General features: G+C 64.4%; 17 protein-coding genes. All 17 read left to right on the plus strand.

Annotation, left to right across the window (positions count from 1 at the left end):
• The first annotated feature begins 4 nt into the window (after positions 1–4).
• The 17 genes from ACN0SE_RS07180 to ACN0SE_RS07260 all read left to right on the plus strand — a co-directional run bounded on the left by ACN0SE_RS07180 (position 5) and on the right by ACN0SE_RS07260 (position 15,776).
• Positions 5–343, plus strand: a complete 339-nt coding sequence (locus ACN0SE_RS07180; protein WP_417523822.1) for a hypothetical protein — start codon at positions 5–7, stop codon at positions 341–343.
• Complete coding sequence (locus ACN0SE_RS07185; protein WP_417523823.1) at positions 340–735, plus strand: DUF5333 domain-containing protein; 396 nt, start codon at positions 340–342, stop codon at positions 733–735. Before ACN0SE_RS07180 ends, ACN0SE_RS07185 begins: the two co-directional genes overlap by 4 nt.
• A 5-nt stretch (positions 736–740) precedes the next feature.
• Positions 741–2,765, plus strand: a complete 2,025-nt coding sequence (nuoG, locus tag ACN0SE_RS07190) for an NADH-quinone oxidoreductase subunit NuoG (RefSeq protein WP_417523824.1) — start codon at positions 741–743, stop codon at positions 2,763–2,765.
• Positions 2,762–3,169: a hypothetical protein gene (locus tag ACN0SE_RS07195; RefSeq protein ID WP_417523825.1), complete on the plus strand. Its 408-nt coding sequence runs from the start codon at positions 2,762–2,764 to the stop codon at positions 3,167–3,169. The genes nuoG and ACN0SE_RS07195 overlap by 4 nt, the downstream gene beginning before the upstream one ends.
• Positions 3,170–3,175: 6 nt before the next feature.
• Positions 3,176–4,213 (plus strand): NADH-quinone oxidoreductase subunit NuoH, encoded by a 1,038-nt coding sequence (gene nuoH / locus ACN0SE_RS07200; RefSeq protein WP_417523826.1) that lies wholly within the window; start codon positions 3,176–3,178, stop codon positions 4,211–4,213.
• A 1-nt stretch (position 4,214) separates the two neighbouring features.
• Positions 4,215–4,484 carry a hypothetical protein gene (locus ACN0SE_RS07205; RefSeq protein WP_417523827.1) on the plus strand — a complete coding sequence of 90 codons (270 nt, stop codon included), beginning with the start codon at positions 4,215–4,217 and terminating at the stop codon, positions 4,482–4,484.
• On the plus strand, positions 4,484–4,978 hold the full coding sequence (nuoI, locus tag ACN0SE_RS07210; RefSeq protein ID WP_417523828.1) for an NADH-quinone oxidoreductase subunit NuoI: 495 nt from the start codon (positions 4,484–4,486) through the stop codon (positions 4,976–4,978). The genes ACN0SE_RS07205 and nuoI overlap by 1 nt, the downstream gene beginning before the upstream one ends.
• Positions 4,975–5,382, plus strand: coding sequence for a carboxymuconolactone decarboxylase family protein (locus tag ACN0SE_RS07215; protein WP_417523829.1), 408 nt, complete (start codon positions 4,975–4,977; stop codon positions 5,380–5,382). The genes nuoI and ACN0SE_RS07215 overlap by 4 nt, the downstream gene beginning before the upstream one ends.
• A complete protein-coding gene (locus ACN0SE_RS07220) occupies positions 5,379–5,981 on the plus strand; it encodes an NADH-quinone oxidoreductase subunit J (protein WP_417523830.1) in 603 nt (200 codons plus the stop codon). The genes ACN0SE_RS07215 and ACN0SE_RS07220 overlap by 4 nt, the downstream gene beginning before the upstream one ends.
• Positions 5,982–6,067: 86 nt before the next feature.
• A complete protein-coding gene (nuoK, locus tag ACN0SE_RS07225; protein ID WP_417523831.1) occupies positions 6,068–6,373 on the plus strand; it encodes an NADH-quinone oxidoreductase subunit NuoK in 306 nt (101 codons plus the stop codon).
• A gap of 4 nt (positions 6,374–6,377) precedes the next feature.
• Complete coding sequence (nuoL, locus tag ACN0SE_RS07230; protein ID WP_417523832.1) at positions 6,378–8,603, plus strand: NADH-quinone oxidoreductase subunit L; 2,226 nt, start codon at positions 6,378–6,380, stop codon at positions 8,601–8,603.
• Complete coding sequence (locus ACN0SE_RS07235) at positions 8,603–10,144, plus strand: NADH-quinone oxidoreductase subunit M (protein ID WP_417523833.1); 1,542 nt, start codon at positions 8,603–8,605, stop codon at positions 10,142–10,144. Before nuoL ends, ACN0SE_RS07235 begins: the two co-directional genes overlap by 1 nt.
• An 11-nt stretch (positions 10,145–10,155) precedes the next feature.
• Positions 10,156–11,595 carry an NADH-quinone oxidoreductase subunit NuoN gene (gene nuoN, locus ACN0SE_RS07240; protein ID WP_417523834.1) on the plus strand — a complete coding sequence of 480 codons (1,440 nt, stop codon included), beginning with the start codon at positions 10,156–10,158 and terminating at the stop codon, positions 11,593–11,595.
• 104 nt (positions 11,596–11,699) lie between these two features.
• Positions 11,700–12,434 carry a biotin--[acetyl-CoA-carboxylase] ligase gene (locus tag ACN0SE_RS07245; protein ID WP_417523835.1) on the plus strand — a complete coding sequence of 245 codons (735 nt, stop codon included), beginning with the start codon at positions 11,700–11,702 and terminating at the stop codon, positions 12,432–12,434.
• 14 nt (positions 12,435–12,448) lie between these two features.
• A complete protein-coding gene (locus tag ACN0SE_RS07250; RefSeq protein ID WP_417523836.1) occupies positions 12,449–13,237 on the plus strand; it encodes a type III pantothenate kinase in 789 nt (262 codons plus the stop codon).
• The gene (locus ACN0SE_RS07255; RefSeq protein ID WP_417523837.1) at positions 13,227–14,894 is read left to right on the plus strand and encodes a ribonuclease J; all 1,668 of its coding nucleotides are present in this window, start codon (positions 13,227–13,229) and stop codon (positions 14,892–14,894) included. The genes ACN0SE_RS07250 and ACN0SE_RS07255 overlap by 11 nt, the downstream gene beginning before the upstream one ends.
• Positions 14,895–15,350: 456 nt before the next feature.
• Positions 15,351–15,776 carry an OsmC family protein gene (locus ACN0SE_RS07260; protein WP_417523838.1) on the plus strand — a complete coding sequence of 142 codons (426 nt, stop codon included), beginning with the start codon at positions 15,351–15,353 and terminating at the stop codon, positions 15,774–15,776.
• The last annotated feature ends 1 nt before the right edge of the window (position 15,777 follow it).

Below are 15,777 nucleotides of genomic sequence, written 5' to 3' on the forward strand. Positions count from 1 at the left end.
CCTGATGCGCAGCCTGATCCTCCCGCTTGTTGCCTGCCTCGGCCTCGCTGCCTGCGATGGCGTGCGAAGCTTCTTCACGTCGGAGCGGGTGACCTTTGACGGCGTGGCCTTTCGCGGCCAGGCCAAGGCGGTGGACAAGTCCGACCGGCGGCATTTTATCGCCTCGGCCGGGCCCGCCTCGCGCAGCATGGCGGGGGCACGCGAAGCGGTGCGCTATCAGGGCACGCGCTACTGCATCCTCAACTTCGGCATCTCCGACATCGCGTGGGAGATATCGCCGGAAACCGAGGTTCTGCCGATGGACGGTGACAAGGTGGTGTTGAAAGGGCGGTGTCTGGAATGAAACGGTTTGCTTTTGTGATCACCCTCGCGCTGGCCGGGCCCGCGCTGGCACTGCCGCCCTTGTCGACGGTGGGGCCGATCAACGACGGGCTGCGGTCGATCATGATCGCCGATCAGATCCGCATTGCCTGTCCTTCGATCAGCCCGCGGATGATCACCGCCTGGTCCTTCATTCGGGGGCTCGAGGCGGAGGCGCGGAAAATGGGCTACAGTGAGACCCAGATCGAGGATTTCGTCGAGAGCAAGTCCGAGCGCAAGCGCCTCGAGAGCGAGGCGGCGGCCTACATGAAGGCGCGCGGCGTGGTTGGCGGCAAGCCCGAGACCTATTGCGCGCTGGGGCGTCAAGAGATCGAGAAGGGCAGCCAGATCGGCGCCTTTCTGAAAGTGAAGTGAGAGCCATGAGCGACCTGAAAAAGATCATCATCGACGGCAAGGAAGTGGAAGTGGACGGGGCGATGACCCTGATCCAGGCCTGCGAGGTCGCCGGCATCGAAGTGCCGCGTTTCTGCTATCACGAACGTCTGTCGATCGCCGGCAACTGCCGCATGTGCCTTGTCGAAGTGGTGGGTGGCCCGCCCAAGCCCGCGGCCTCTTGCGCCATGCAGGTGCGCGACCTGCGCCCCGGTCCCGAGGGCCAGCCGCCGGTGGTCAAGACCAACTCGCCGATGGTCAAGAAGGCCCGCGAAGGGGTGATGGAGTTCCTGCTCATCAACCACCCGCTCGACTGTCCGATCTGCGATCAGGGCGGCGAATGCGACCTGCAGGATCAGGCGATGGCTTACGGCGTGGATTTCTCGCGCTACCGCGAGCCCAAGCGCGCCGTTGACGATCTTGATCTGGGTCCGCTGGTCGAAACCCACATGACCCGCTGCATCTCCTGCACCCGCTGCGTGCGCTTCACCACCGAGGTCGCGGGCATCACCCAGATGGGGCAAACCGGGCGCGGCGAGGATGCCGAGATCACCGCCTATCTCGGCGAAACGCTCGACAGCAACCTGCAGGGCAACATCATCGATCTCTGCCCGGTGGGCGCGCTGGTGTCGAAACCCTACGCCTTTACCGCCCGCCCGTGGGAGCTGACCAAGACCGAGACCATCGACGTGATGGATGCGTTGGGGTCCAACATCCGGGTTGACACCAAGGGCCGCGAAGTGATGCGCATCCTGCCGCGCAACAATGACGCGGTGAACGAGGAATGGATTTCCGACAAGACCCGCTTCGTCTGGGACGGGCTGCGCCGCCAGCGGCTCGACAAGCCCTACATCCGCGAGAACGGCAAGCTGCGTCCGGCGACCTGGGGCGAAGCCCTGGCCCGGGCCGCAGAGGCCCTGAAAGGGGCCGAGAAGGCCGCGGGCCTGGTCGGTGATCTCGCACCGGTCGAGGCCGCCTATGCGCTCAAGCAGCTGATCGAAGGGCAGGGCGGCAGCGTCGAATGCCGCACCGATGGCGCCAAGCTGCCGGCGGGCAACCGTTCGGCCTATGTCGGTACCGCCGCGATCGAGGATATCGACAGCGCCGGCGCGATCATGCTGATCGGCTGCAACCCGGCGGTCGAGGCCCCGGTGCTCAACGCCCGCATCCGCGGTGCCTGGGCGCGCGGCGCCAAGGTCGGCGTGGTGGGCGAGGCGGTCGATCTGACCTATGACTACTTCCACATCGGCACCGGCCGCGCGGCCCTGCAGAAGCTGGTCGACGGCGACAATTCCGACGCGCTCAGCCGCGAGACGCTGGTCATCATCGGCCAGGGCGCGCTGCGCGAGGCCGACGGCGAGGCGGTGCTGGCCAAGGCGATGGCCTTTGCCGCCCATACCGAGAGCAAGTTCCTGGTGCTGCATGGTGCGGCCAGCCGCGTCGGCGCGATGGACATTGGCGCGGTGACCGAGGGTGGCATGGACGCGGCGCTAGATGGCGCCGACGTAGTCTACAACCTCGGTGCCGACGAGATCGAGATCGGCGAAGGCCCCTTCGTGATCTACCAGGGCAGCCATGGTGACCGCGGCGCGCACCGTGCCGACGTGATCCTGCCGGGTGCGGCCTATACCGAGGAAAACGGTCTTTTCGTCAACACCGAGGGCCGGCCTCAGTTGGCGCTGCGTGCCGGTTTCGCGCCGGGCGAGGCAAAGGAAAACTGGGCGATCCTGCGGGCGCTCTCGGGCGAACTGGGTGCGAAACTGCCCTTCGACAGCCTCGCGCAGCTGCGCCAGGCGCTGGTCAAGGCACACAAGCATCTGGGCAAGGTCGACGAACTGGCCGAGAACACATGGCAACCGCTCGACAGCGACAAGCCGCTGGGCGACGCGGATTTCCGCAATGCGGTCAGCGACTTCTACCTGACCAACCCGATTGCCCGCGCCAGCGCCCTGATGGCCGAGCTGAGCGCCGCCCACAAGGCCCGGACGGAGAAGCGAATTGCGGCTGAATGATCCGGCATATCCCGATATGGCTCCGGGCAGCAGTGCTGCCCGCGATGGCGCTTGCGGGGTGCGAGGTGTCTGACCGCGCAGGCGATATCCCGTTCGAGCCCGACTACCGGGGCATCGAGACCCGCCTGCTCGAAGGCGATCTGGTCAACTTCCACGTGAAGATGACCGGTGCGCGCGATGTGCGGGACGTTGCGGATTACGCCGAATGCGCCGCGGCGCAATATGCGCTGATCCGCGGCTACGGATTTGCCCGCCACGTGCGGACGACAAGCGAAGTTGAGTCTGGCCTTTGGCGGGGGGATGCGGTTTACACCATCTCGCCAGCGCTGCCCGACGGATTGAAGACGATTGATGCCGAAGTTGTGGTGGCCAACTGCCGCGAACGACGCATTCCGACTGTGTGAGGGACCATGGCTGAATTCTTTACTACCCCGCTCGGGATTGGTCTCACGATCCTGGCGCAGTGCCTTGCGGTGCTGGGCTTCGTGATGATCTCGCTGCTGTTCCTCGTCTACGGCGACCGCAAGATCTGGGCCGCTGTCCAGATGCGCCGCGGCCCCAACGTGGTGGGGGTCTTCGGGCTGCTGCAATCGGTGGCCGATGCGTTGAAATACGTGGTCAAGGAAGTGGTGGTGCCCGCCGGCGCCGACAAGCCGGTGTTCTTCCTCGCGCCGCTGATGTCCTTTGTGCTGGCGGTGATCGCCTGGGCGGTGATCCCCTTTGCCGACGGCTGGGTGTTGTCGGAAATCAACGTCGCCATCCTCTACGTCTTCGCGGTCTCCTCGCTCGAGGTCTACGGCGTGATCATGGGCGGCTGGGCGTCGAACTCCAAGTATCCCTTCCTCGGATCGCTGCGCTCGGCGGCGCAGATGATCTCCTACGAGGTCTCGATCGGTCTGATCATCATCGGCGTGATCCTGTCGTCCGGGTCGATGAACTTCGGCGAGATCGTCGCAGCCCAGGACGGCCGCTTCGGCTTCTTCTCGTGGTACTGGCTGCCGCATTTCCCGATGGTCTTCCTGTTCTTCATCTCGGCCCTGGCTGAAACCAACCGCCCGCCCTTCGACCTGCCAGAGGCCGAATCCGAGCTGGTGGCAGGTTACCAGGTGGAATATTCCGCGACGCCTTTCCTTCTGTTCATGGCTGGCGAATACATCGCCATCTTCCTGATGTGCGCGCTGACCTCGCTGCTGTTCTTCGGCGGCTGGCTGTCGCCGATCCCGGGCCTGCCCGACGGCGCCTTCTGGATGGTGCTGAAGATGGCCTTCTTCTTCTTCATCTTCGCGATGGTGAAGGCGATCACCCCGCGCTACCGCTACGACCAGCTGATGCGCCTTGGCTGGAAGGTCTTTCTGCCGTTCAGCCTTGTCTGGGTGGTCTTCGTGGCCTTCGCGGCGAAGTTCGACTGGTTCTGGGGCGCTTATGCCCGCTGGGCCGTGGGAGGCTGAGATGACCGATCTGAAAGACGCAATTCTCGACGCGAAATACATCGACATGGTGTCGCTGGCGGATTTCGTGGTGCAGGACTGCGGGCTGCCCGACTATGACGACGACGGCAACCCGTTGCCGCAGCAGAACGAGATCGCCGCCGCGATCTTTCGCTGGGCGGCCCGGCAGAACGCGGCGCCGGAACCGGCGGCCGCGGCCGAAGACGACAAGCGCAACTGGCCAAACATCGGCAAGCTGCCGGAAAAAACCAGCGGCAAAGGGGACGAGTGATGGCTGATATCGACTATGGCCGCGCGGCCAAGTACTTCCTGCTTCAGGACTTCTTCCAGGGCTTCAAGCTCGGGCTGAAATACTTCTTTGCTCCCAAGGCGACGCTGAACTATCCGCACGAAAAGGGCCCGCTCAGCCCGCGGTTCCGCGGCGAGCACGTGCTGCGGCGCTATCCCAACGGCGAGGAACGCTGCATCGCCTGCAAACTGTGCGAGGCGATCTGCCCGGCGCAGGCCATCACCATCGACGCCGAACCGCGCGAGGACGGCAGCCGCCGCACCACGCGCTACGACATCGACATGACCAAGTGCATCTACTGCGGCTTCTGCCAGGAGGCCTGCCCGGTGGATGCCATCGTCGAGGGGCCGAACTTCGAGTTCGCCACCGAGACCCGCGAAGAGCTGTTCTACGACAAGGCCAAGCTGCTGGAAAACGGCGACCGCTGGGAAGCTGAAATTGCCGCCAATCTCGCCGTGGACGCGCCCTACAGATGACCGCTGGAAAAACCCCGTTCGAGCTGATGATGGAGCAGGCGCAGGAGATGGCCAAGGCCTTTAACCCGGCGCTCGAGACCTTTTCGCCCAAGGGCTACGAGTCGCTCTGGCCGACCATGCCCAAGGAGATGATGGAGATGGCCTTTGGCCGCGGCATCTCGAAAGAGGGGCTCGATGCCAAGACGCGGCTTCTGCTGACGCTCGCCGGGCTGACCATGCAGGGTGCCCAGGCCGAGACGCCGTTCCGCATGACCGTGCGCCACGCCCGAGAGGCCGGGGCCACCAAGGATGAAATCGCCGAGACCATCGCCCAGATGTCGATGTTTGCCGGCCTTCCCGCCATGACCCGTGCGATGGACCTCGCCCGCGATGTCATGGACGACAAAGAGGATGACGAAAAATGACCGTCTTCGCCTTTTACCTCTTCGCGCTCAGCACCCTGGCCGGCGGGCTGTTCACCGTTGTCAGCCGCAATCCGGTGCATTCGGTGCTCTGGCTGATCCTTGCCTTCCTGTCTGCGGCGGGGCTGTTCGTCCTGCTGGGGTCGGAATTCGTGGCGATGCTCTTGATCATCGTCTACGTCGGCGCGGTGGCGGTGCTCTTCCTCTTCGTGGTGATGATGCTCGACGTCGATTTCGCCGAGCTCAAGGCCGAGATGGCGCAATACATGCCGCTGGCGCTGCTGATCGGGGTGATCCTGGTGATGCAGGTCGGCATGGCAGTGGGCGCCTGGCACACCTCCGAGGCGGCCGAGGGTCTGCGCGCCCATGTGACGCCAGTCGATGTGCACAACACCCATGCCCTGGGCGTGATCCTGTATGACCATTACTTCCTGCTGTTCCAGCTGGCGGGCCTGATCCTGCTGGTGGCGATGATCGGCGCAATCGTTCTGACCCTGCGCCACCGCCAGGACGTCAAGCGGCAGAACGTGCTGGCGCAGATGTACCGCGATCCGGCCAAGGCGATGGAGCTGAAGGACGTGAAACCGGGGCAGGGGCTGTAAGGACCGCGGCCCGCGACGAGACAAAGACACCCCGGGCCTGCCGGGCGACGCAAGACCAGAACAGGGCCAAAGCCCAGAGGGACGACATGATCGGACTTGAACATTATCTGACGGTGGCCGCTGTGCTGTTTGTCATCGGCATCTTCGGCCTCTTTCTCAACCGCAAGAACGTGATCATCCTGCTGATGTCGATCGAGCTGATGCTCTTGGCGGTGAATATCAACCTCGTCGCCTTTTCCGCCCATCTCGGCGATCTGGTGGGGCAGGTCTTCACCCTGTTCGTCCTGACCGTGGCAGCGGCGGAGGCGGCCATCGGGCTTGCCATCCTCGTCTGCTTCTTCCGCAACCGCGGCACCATTGCCGTGGAAGACGTCAACGTGATGAAGGGGTAGGCCCATGGAAAGCATCATCCTCTTTGCCCCGCTCGTTGGCGCGATCATCGCCGGCTTCGGCTGGAAAATGATCGGCGAACGTGGCGCCATGTGGATCTCGACCGGTCTGCTGTTCACCGCCTGCGCCTTTTCCTGGATCGTCTTCCTGACCCACGGGGCGGAAACCCAGCACATCCAGATCATGCGCTGGATCGAGAGCGGCTCGCTCTCGACCGACTGGTCGATCCGGCTCGACCGGCTGACCTCGATCATGTTGATCGTGGTCACGACGGTCTCGGCGCTCGTCCACCTCTACAGCTTCGGCTACATGGATCACGATCCGCAGTGGCGCGAAGGCGAGACCTACAAGCCGCGCTTCTTTGCCTATCTGTCGTTCTTCACCTTCGCCATGCTGATGCTGGTGACCTCCGACAACCTGGTGCAGATGTTCTTTGGCTGGGAAGGCGTGGGCGTCGCGTCCTACCTTCTGATTGGCTTCTACTATCGCAAACCCTCGGCCAATGCCGCGGCGATGAAGGCCTTTATCGTCAACCGCGTCGGCGACTTCGGCTTTGCGCTGGGGATTTTCGGCCTGTTCTTCCTGACCGACTCGATCCGTTTCGACGACGTCTTTGCCGCCGCGCCCGAGATGGCGACGACGCAGCTCACCTTCCTCTGGACGGAGTGGAATGCCGCCAACCTGATCGCGTTTCTGCTGTTCATCGGCGCGATGGGCAAATCGGCGCAGCTCTTCCTGCACACCTGGCTGCCCGACGCGATGGAAGGCCCGACACCGGTCTCGGCGCTGATCCACGCCGCGACCATGGTCACCGCCGGTGTCTTCCTCGTCTGCCGCATGTCGCCGCTGATGGAATATGCGCCGGAAGCCACCGCCTTCATCACCTTCCTCGGCGCCGCGACGGCCTTTGTCGCCGCCACGATCGGTCTGGTGCAGAACGACATCAAGCGTGTGATCGCCTATTCGACCATGTCGCAGCTGGGCTACATGTTCGTGGCCGCAGGCGTCGGCGTCTACTCCGTGGCGATGTTCCACCTGTTCACGCACGCCTTCTTCAAGGCGATGCTGTTCCTCGGCGCCGGCTCGGTGATCCACGCGATGCACCACGAGCAGGACATGCGGAACTACGGCAACCTGCGCAAGAAGATCCCCTATACCTTCTGGGCGATGATGATCGGCACGCTGGCGATCACCGGCGTCGGCATTCCGCTGACCCACATCGGCTTTGCCGGTTTCCTGTCGAAGGACGCGGTGATCGAGAGCGCCTGGGCCGGCACGCAGGGCGGCTTTGCCTTCTGGGCGCTGGTCGTCGCGGCGCTGTTCACCAGCTTTTACAGCTGGCGGCTGATGTTCCTGACCTTCTACGGCAAGCAGCGCGGTGACAAGCACACCCATGAGCATGCCCATGAGAGCCCGACCGTCATGCTGGTGCCGCTGGGCGTTCTGGCGCTGGGTTCGGTGCTGGCGGGGATGATCTGGTATGGCTCGTTCTTTGGCGATCACTCCCAGGTCAACAAGTTCTTCGGCATTCCCGATCACCACGCCGAGGCCGATGCCGGCCACGGCGAAGAGCCCGAGGCCCATGCCGCCGAAGAGGGCGGTGACCACGGCGAAGGCCTTGGCGCCGCGGCCCGCGAAGCGGCCGAAGGCGATGGCGAAGGTGTGGCCGATGCGCTGACCGAAGATGCCGTGACCGACACCGACCACGGGGTCGAGGCCGGCGGCGCCGACAATGCCGCGCCCACCGATGACGATCATGCGGTGGCCCGGGGCGAGGCGCCCAAGGGGGCGATCTACATGTCGCCCGACAACCACGTCATGGACGAGGCGCACCATGCCCCGGTCTGGGTCAAGGTATCGCCCTTCGTCGCCATGCTGATCGGCTTTGGCACCGCCTTCTGGTTCTACATCGTCAACCCGGCGCTGCCGGCCCGCCTGGCCGAGCAGCAGCGGCCGCTGTACCTCTTCCTGCTCAACAAGTGGTACTTCGACGAGGCCTATGATTTCCTCTTCGTCCAGCCGGCCAAGGCGGTGGGCCGCTTCCTGTGGAAACGCGGCGACGAGAACACGATCGACGGCACGATCAACGGCGTCTCGATGGGCGTGATCCCGTTCTTCACCCGTCTCGCCGGGCGGTTCCAGTCCGGCTACATCTTCAGCTACGCCTTTGCCATGGTGATCGGCCTCGCGCTTCTGATCACCTGGATGACCATCGGCGGAGGAGCGCACTGATGGATAACCTGCTTTCCATTGTCACCTTCATCCCGGCCCTCGGCGCGCTGATCCTCGGCGTCTTCCTGCGCGGCGACGATGCCGCGGCCAACCGCAATGCCAAGTGGCTGGCGCTGATCGCGACCGGGGCGACCTTCCTGATCTCGCTCTTCATCCTGGCGCAGTTCGATCCCGCCGACACCGGCTTCCAGTTCGTGGAAGAGGCCGAGTGGCTGCTGGGCCTGAAGTACAAGATGGGCGTCGACGGCATCTCGGTTCTGTTCGTGCTGCTGACCACCTTCATCATGCCGCTCTGCATCGCGGCCAGCTGGAACATCAGCGTCCGGGTCAAGGAATACATGATCGCCTTCCTGGTACTGGAGACGCTGATGCTCGGCGTCTTCATGGCGCTGGACATCGTGCTATTCTACCTGTTCTTCGAGGCCGGTCTGATCCCGATGTTCCTGATCATCGGCATCTGGGGCGGCAAGAACCGGATTTACGCCAGCTTCAAGTTCTTCCTCTATACCTTCATCGGCTCGGTGCTGATGCTGGTGGCGATGGTGGTGATGTTCGCCCAGGCCGGCACCACCGACATTCCGACGCTGATGAACCACGAGTTCGGATCCGAGAGCTTCTCGGTGCTGGGCATTCACGTGGTGGGCGGGGCGCAGACGCTGATGTTCCTGGCGTTCTTCGCCAGCTTCGCGGTCAAGATGCCGATGTGGCCGGTGCACACCTGGCTGCCCGACGCGCACGTTCAGGCGCCGACCGCAGGCTCGGTCGTGCTGGCGGCGATCCTCTTGAAGATGGGCGGCTACGGCTTCCTGCGCTTCAGCTTGCCGATGTTCCCGGTAGGGGCGGACGTTCTGGCGCCGCTGGTGCTCTGGATGTCGGCCATCGCCATCGTCTACACCTCGCTGGTGGCGCTGGTGCAGGAGGACATGAAGAAGCTGATCGCGTATTCTTCGGTCGCGCACATGGGCTACGTCACAGCCGGCATTTTTGCCGCCAACCAGCAGGGCATCGACGGCGCGATCTTCCAGATGATCTCGCACGGCTTCATCTCGGGCGCGCTCTTCCTTTGCGTGGGCGTGATCTATGACCGGATGCACACCCGCGACATCGACGCCTATGGCGGTCTGGTGAACCGGATGCCGGCCTATGCGCTGATCTTCATGCTCTTCACCATGGCCAATGTCGGCCTGCCGGGCACCAGCGGTTTTGTCGGCGAATTCCTGACACTGATGGGCATTTTCCAGGCCAATACCTGGGTTGCGGCGGTCGCCACCTCTGGCGTGATCCTCTCGGCGGCCTATGCGCTCTGGCTCTATCGCCGGGTGGTGTTCGGCGACCTGATCAAGGAAAGCCTGCGCACCATCACCGACATGACCGGCCGCGAGCGCGCGATCTTTGCGCCGCTGGTGGTGATGACCATCCTGCTGGGCGTCTACCCGGCGCTGGTCACCGACATCATCGGGCCCTCGGTCGAGGCGCTCGTTTCCAACTATCAGACGGCGCTGGCCGCATCGGGTGATGCGGTCCAGGTTGCCGGGCATTAAGGAGCCGGAACATGATCCAGGCTGATCTGAGCGTCATTCTCCCCGAGATCGTGCTTTCGGTCTATGCCATGCTGGCACTTCTGGCGGCGGTCTACACCACCAAGGACCAGCTTGCCGGGCTGCTGACATGGATCACCGCCGGGGTGATGGCGGCGCTGGCCTTCTATATCGCCACCAGCGGCGGCACCACGGTGGTGGCCTTCCACGGCATGTTCATCGACGACAGCTTTGCCCGCTTTGCCAAGGTGATGATCCTGCTCTCGGCCGCTTCGGTGCTGATCATGAGCCAGGGCTACCGTGCGGCGCGCGGCATCCTGAAGTTCGAATACCCGTTGCTGATTGCCCTCGCGGTGGTCGGCATGATGATGATGGTCTCGGCCGGCGACCTGATGTCGCTTTACATGGGGCTCGAGCTGCAATCGCTGGCGCTCTACGTCGTGGCCGCCCTGCGCCGCGACAGCATCAAGTCGACCGAGGCCGGGCTCAAGTACTTCGTGCTGGGCGCGCTGTCTTCGGGTCTCTTGCTCTACGGCGCCTCGCTGACCTACGGCTTTGCCGGCACCACGCAGTTTGCCGGCGTGATCCAGGCAGCTTCGGGCGAGACATCGCTGGGTCTGCTGTTTGGTCTGGTGTTCCTGATCTCGGGTCTGGCCTTCAAGGTCTCGGCGGTGCCCTTCCACATGTGGACGCCGGATGTCTACGAAGGCTCGCCGACGCCGGTCACTGCCTTCTTTGCCACCGCGCCCAAGGTGGCGGCCATGGCGCTCTTTGCCCGCGTGCTGCACGATGCCTTTGGCGGCGTCACCGGCGACTGGCAGCAGATCATCGCGCTCCTGTCGGTGCTGTCGATGTTCCTTGGCGCCATCGCGGCGATCGGCCAGAAGAACATCAAGCGGCTGATGGCCTATTCCTCGATCGCCCACATGGGCTATGCGCTGATGGGGCTGGCGTCGGGCACGGTGTTCGGCGTGCAGGCGATGCTGATCTACATGGCGATCTACGTGACGATGAACGTCGGCACCTTCGCCTTCATCATGTCGATGGAGAAGGACGGCGCGCCGGTGGTCTCGATCGACAGCCTGCACCTCTATTCGAAACGCGAGCCCGGCAAGGCGCTGGCGATGCTCTTCCTGCTGTTCTCGCTGGCGGGCGTGCCGCCGTTCCTCGGGTTCTTCGGCAAGCTCTACGTGCTGCGCGCCGCGGTCGAGGGCGACCTTGTCTGGCTGGCGGTGGCCGGTGTGATCGCCTCGGTGATCGGCGCCTTCTACTACCTGCGGATCGTCTTCTACATGTACTTCGGCGAAGAGCGCGACGAGGTGCTGGACCGGGGCGGCTCGCCCATTCTCTATGGCTTCCTGATGGCCTCGGCGGCGGTGATGCTGTTTGGCGTGGTAAATTTCTTCGGCATCGAGACCGTGGCAGAGGCCGCGGCGGCAACGCTTGTCAACTGATCGGACCGGCCGGGCGCCGGACGGGCCGCGCAGGGCATCGAGCCCCGCGCGGCCCGGTGCCGTTCCGGCACGTGCGTATTTGACAAGAGAAGAAGGACCACGTGATGCGCTGGCCTGACGGGTACGGTCGCCGGGTCCTGGCCGAAGTCGACAGCACCAATGCCGAGGCGGCGCGGATCGCCGGGGGGCTGACCGGCCCGGAGTGGATCCTGGCCCTGCGGCAGACCGCCGGGCGCGGCCGGCGCGGGCGGCCTTGGGCTGATCCGGCGGGCAATTTCTCGGCCACCTTGGCGATGCGGGTCGAGGGCGCGCCGCAGCAGGCGGCGCTGCGGTCCTTCGTGGCCTCGCTCGCGCTTTACGATGCCTTTGTGGCGGTGACCGCACGGCCCGAGAGTTTTGCGCTGAAATGGCCCAATGACGTGCTGCTGAACGGTGGCAAGGTGGCGGGCATTCTGCTCGAGAGCCCCAAGCCCGGCCTGCTGGCCATCGGCATCGGCGTCAACCTGGCGCAGGCCCCCGAGGCGGCGGCGGTGGAAGAGCGCGCTTTGCGGCCCGTGTCGCTATTGTCGGAGACCGGCGTGGCAGTGACACCAGAGGATTTCCTGACGGCGCTGGCCGCGGCCTTTGCGGCGCATGAGGCCAGCTTTGTCACCTACGGCTTTGCGCCGATCCGCGAGGCCTGGCTGGCGCGGGCGGCGCGGCTGGGCGAGGTGATCACCGCGCGCACCGGCAAGACCGAGACCACCGGCACCTTCACCGATGTCGACGCCAGCGGCAACCTGGTGCTGCAAACCGCGAAATCCCGCGCCGCCATCGCGGCGGCGGATGTGTTTTTCTGAAAGGGGAGCCCCTGATGCTGCTCTGTATCGACTGCGGCAATACCAATACCGTCTTCTCGATCTGGGACGGCACCAGTTTTGTCTGCACCCTGCGCACCTCGACCCATCATGCGCGCACGGCGGATGCCTATTTCACCTGGTACTCGACGCTGATCAAGCACTACGGCATCGACACCGATATCACCGATGTAATCATCTCGTCGACCGTCCCACGGGTTGTCTTCAACCTGCGGGTCTTTGCCGACCGTTTCTTCGGCTGCCGGCCGCTGGTGGTCGGCAAGCCGGAATGCCTGTTGCCGATCGCCCCGCGGGTCGATGCCGGCACCGCGGTAGGGCCGGACCGGCTGGTCAATTCCGCCGGCGCCTTCGACCGGCATGGCGGCGACCTGATCGTGGTGGATTTCGGCACCGCAACCACCTTTGACGTGGTTGCCGAGGATGGCGCCTATGTCGGCGGGGTGATCGCGCCGGGCGTCAACCTCAGCCTCGAGGCGCTGCACATGGGAGCGGCGGCGCTGCCGCATGTGGACATCAGCCAGCCAGAGAAGGTGATCGGCACCAATACCGTGCAATGTATCCAGTCCGGCGTGTTCTGGGGCTATGTCGGCCTTGTCACCGGCATTACCGAGCGGATCCGCGCGGAATATGCCCGTCCGATGCGGATCATCGGCACCGGCGGGCTTGCGCCCTTGTTCGCACAGGGTGACGTGCTATTTGACACCATCGAAGACGATCTGACGATGCATGGGCTGACGGTGATCCATGCGTACAACAAGGAAAACGGGATTTCCCATGAGCAGTGAACGCATCATCTACCTGCCGCTTGGCGGGGCAGGCGAAATCGGCATGAATGCCTATGTCTATGGCTACGGGCCGGAGGACAACGAACGCCTGATCCTCGTCGACCTGGGGGTGACCTTCCCTGACATGGACGGCACGCCGGGGGTCGACCTGATCTTTCCCGACATGACCTGGCTGATCGAGCGGCGTGACCGGCTCGAGGCGATCTTCATCACCCATGCGCACGAAGACCACGTCGGCGCCATCCACCAGTTCTGGGAACGGCTGGGCGCGCCGGTCTATGCCCGCGCCTTCACCGCCAATATCGCCCGGCGCAAGATGGACGAGAAGGGCCTGCCCGAGAGCACGGTCAAGACCGTCTCGGCCTGGCCGGAAACCACCCAGGCCGGCCCCTTTACCGTGGGCTTCCTGCCGATCTCGCATTCCATTCCGGAAAGCTCGGCGCTGGTGATCGACACGCCGGATGGCCGGGTGATCCACACCGGTGACTTCAAGCTCGACGAGACGCCGATCGTGGGCGAGGCCTTTGACCCGGCGCTCTGGGCCGAGGTGTCGAAGCCCGGCGTCAAGGCGCTGGTCTGCGACTCGACCAATGTCTTTTCGCAGCATGCCGGCCGGTCGGAAGTGACCGTCGGCCCCGAGATCGAGAAGCTGGTGGCCGGGGCCTCGGGCCTGGTCTGCGCCACCACCTTTGCCTCGAACGTCGCGCGGGTGAAGACCCTGGCCGAGGCCGGCCAGCGCGCCGGGCGGTCGATCGTGCTGCTCGGTCGGGCGATGCGGCGGATGATCGAGGCCAGCATCGAGACCGGTGTGCTGAGCGATTTCCCCAAGGTGGTGCCGCCGGAAGAGGCAAGCCAGATCCCGCGCGAGAACCTGATGCTGCTGGTCACCGGCAGCCAGGGCGAACGCCGCGCCGCCAGCGCGCAGCTGGCGCGGGGCAAGTACAACGGGCTCGAACTGAAGGAGGGCGATCTGTTCCTGTTCTCCTCCAAGACCATCCCCGGCAACGAGAAGGGCGTGATCCGGATCATGAACCAGCTCTCGGAGAAGGGCGTCGATGTCGTCGATGATTCCACCGGGCATTATCACGTCTCGGGTCATGCCAACCGGCCTGACCTCGAGCGGATGCAGGACATCGTTCAGCCGCAGATGGTGATCCCGATGCATGGCGAGCACCGCCACCTGCGCGAGCACGTCAAGCTGACCCAGCAGAAGGGCCGCGCCGCGGCGCTGGCGATCAACGGCACCATGCTCAACCTCTCGGGCAATCGCCCCGAGGTGGCGGGCTTTGTCGAGACCGGGCGGGTCTATCTGGATGGCAATGTTCAGGTCGGCGCGATGGACGGCATCATCCGCGACCGGATCCGCATGGCGCTGAACGGTCACGTGATCGTCACGGTGATCCTCGACGAGGACGACGAGCCGCTGGGCAACCCCTGGTGCGAGGTCATGGGACTGCCCGAGATCGGCCGCAGCGATGCGCCGCTGGTCGACGTGCTGGAAGAGGACCTGTCGCAATACCTCGGCCGTGCCGGCGACCGCACGCTGACCGACGACGACAAGCTCGACGAGGACATGCGCCGGATTGCCCGCAACACCACCATGGGCGAGATCGGCAAGAAGCCCGAGGTCACGGTGATTGTCAGCCGGCTGAGCTGACGGGTTTCGCCACGCTTCGCGTGTCGACGGGGATGGGGGGCTTCGCCCCCCATTTCTGGTTCCGGGGGGCGGGCTGCGCCCGCCGGGTTGGACTTCCGTCTGTTCAGAGCGACACAGGCGCGGAACAAGGTGGCAGGTCGTGGCGCCACCGACGGGCTGCCCTCGTAGCCCGTCGATGGGGAGGCATGGTGAGGTGAGGCGGGTGTGAGGGGGGCTTTGCCCTCATTTTGCGTTTGAGCGGGGCGTTGCCCGCCTTTTTCTTTAAGAGGGGGGCTTTGCCCCCCGGCCTGCGGCCTCCCCCCAAGGGTATTTTTGAACAGAAGAAGACCTTGGATCGCGGCAGGGCGGCGGGGGTGAAAATAGATCTGGTTGGGTGATGCAAGTTCTCCTGTGCGCACTATTGTGTGGGGGGAGCGGCCAAAGGTGCCGTGAGATTCAGACAGACGGAGAATGTTCATGATCAAGAAATCCGGTTCCGCCAACTGGAAAGGTGGCCTCAAGGACGGCAGCGGCACGGTCTCGACCGAGTCGGGTGTGCTCGACAAGGTCAACTACGGATTCAACAAGCGCTTCGAAGGCGAAAAGGGCAGCAACCCCGAAGAGCTGATCGCCGCGGCGCATGCCAGCTGCTATTCGATGGCGCTGTCGATGATCCTGGGCGAGGCCGGCTTAACCGCCGATGACATCTCGACCAAGGCGACGGTGTCGCTGGAGCAGAAGGACGGCGGTTTCGCGGTGACCAAGTCGCATCTGGTGCTCGAGGCCAAGGTGCCGGGCGCCAGCGAGGAGGACTTCATGAAGGCAGCACAGACCGCCAAGGAAGGCTGCCCGATCTCCAAGCTGCTGAACGCCGAGATCACCCTGGACGCGAAGCTGGTCTGAG

The sequence above is a fragment of the Marinovum sp. genome (genome assembly GCF_048263515.1).
Taxonomy (GTDB): Bacteria; Pseudomonadota; Alphaproteobacteria; order Rhodobacterales; family Rhodobacteraceae; genus Marinovum.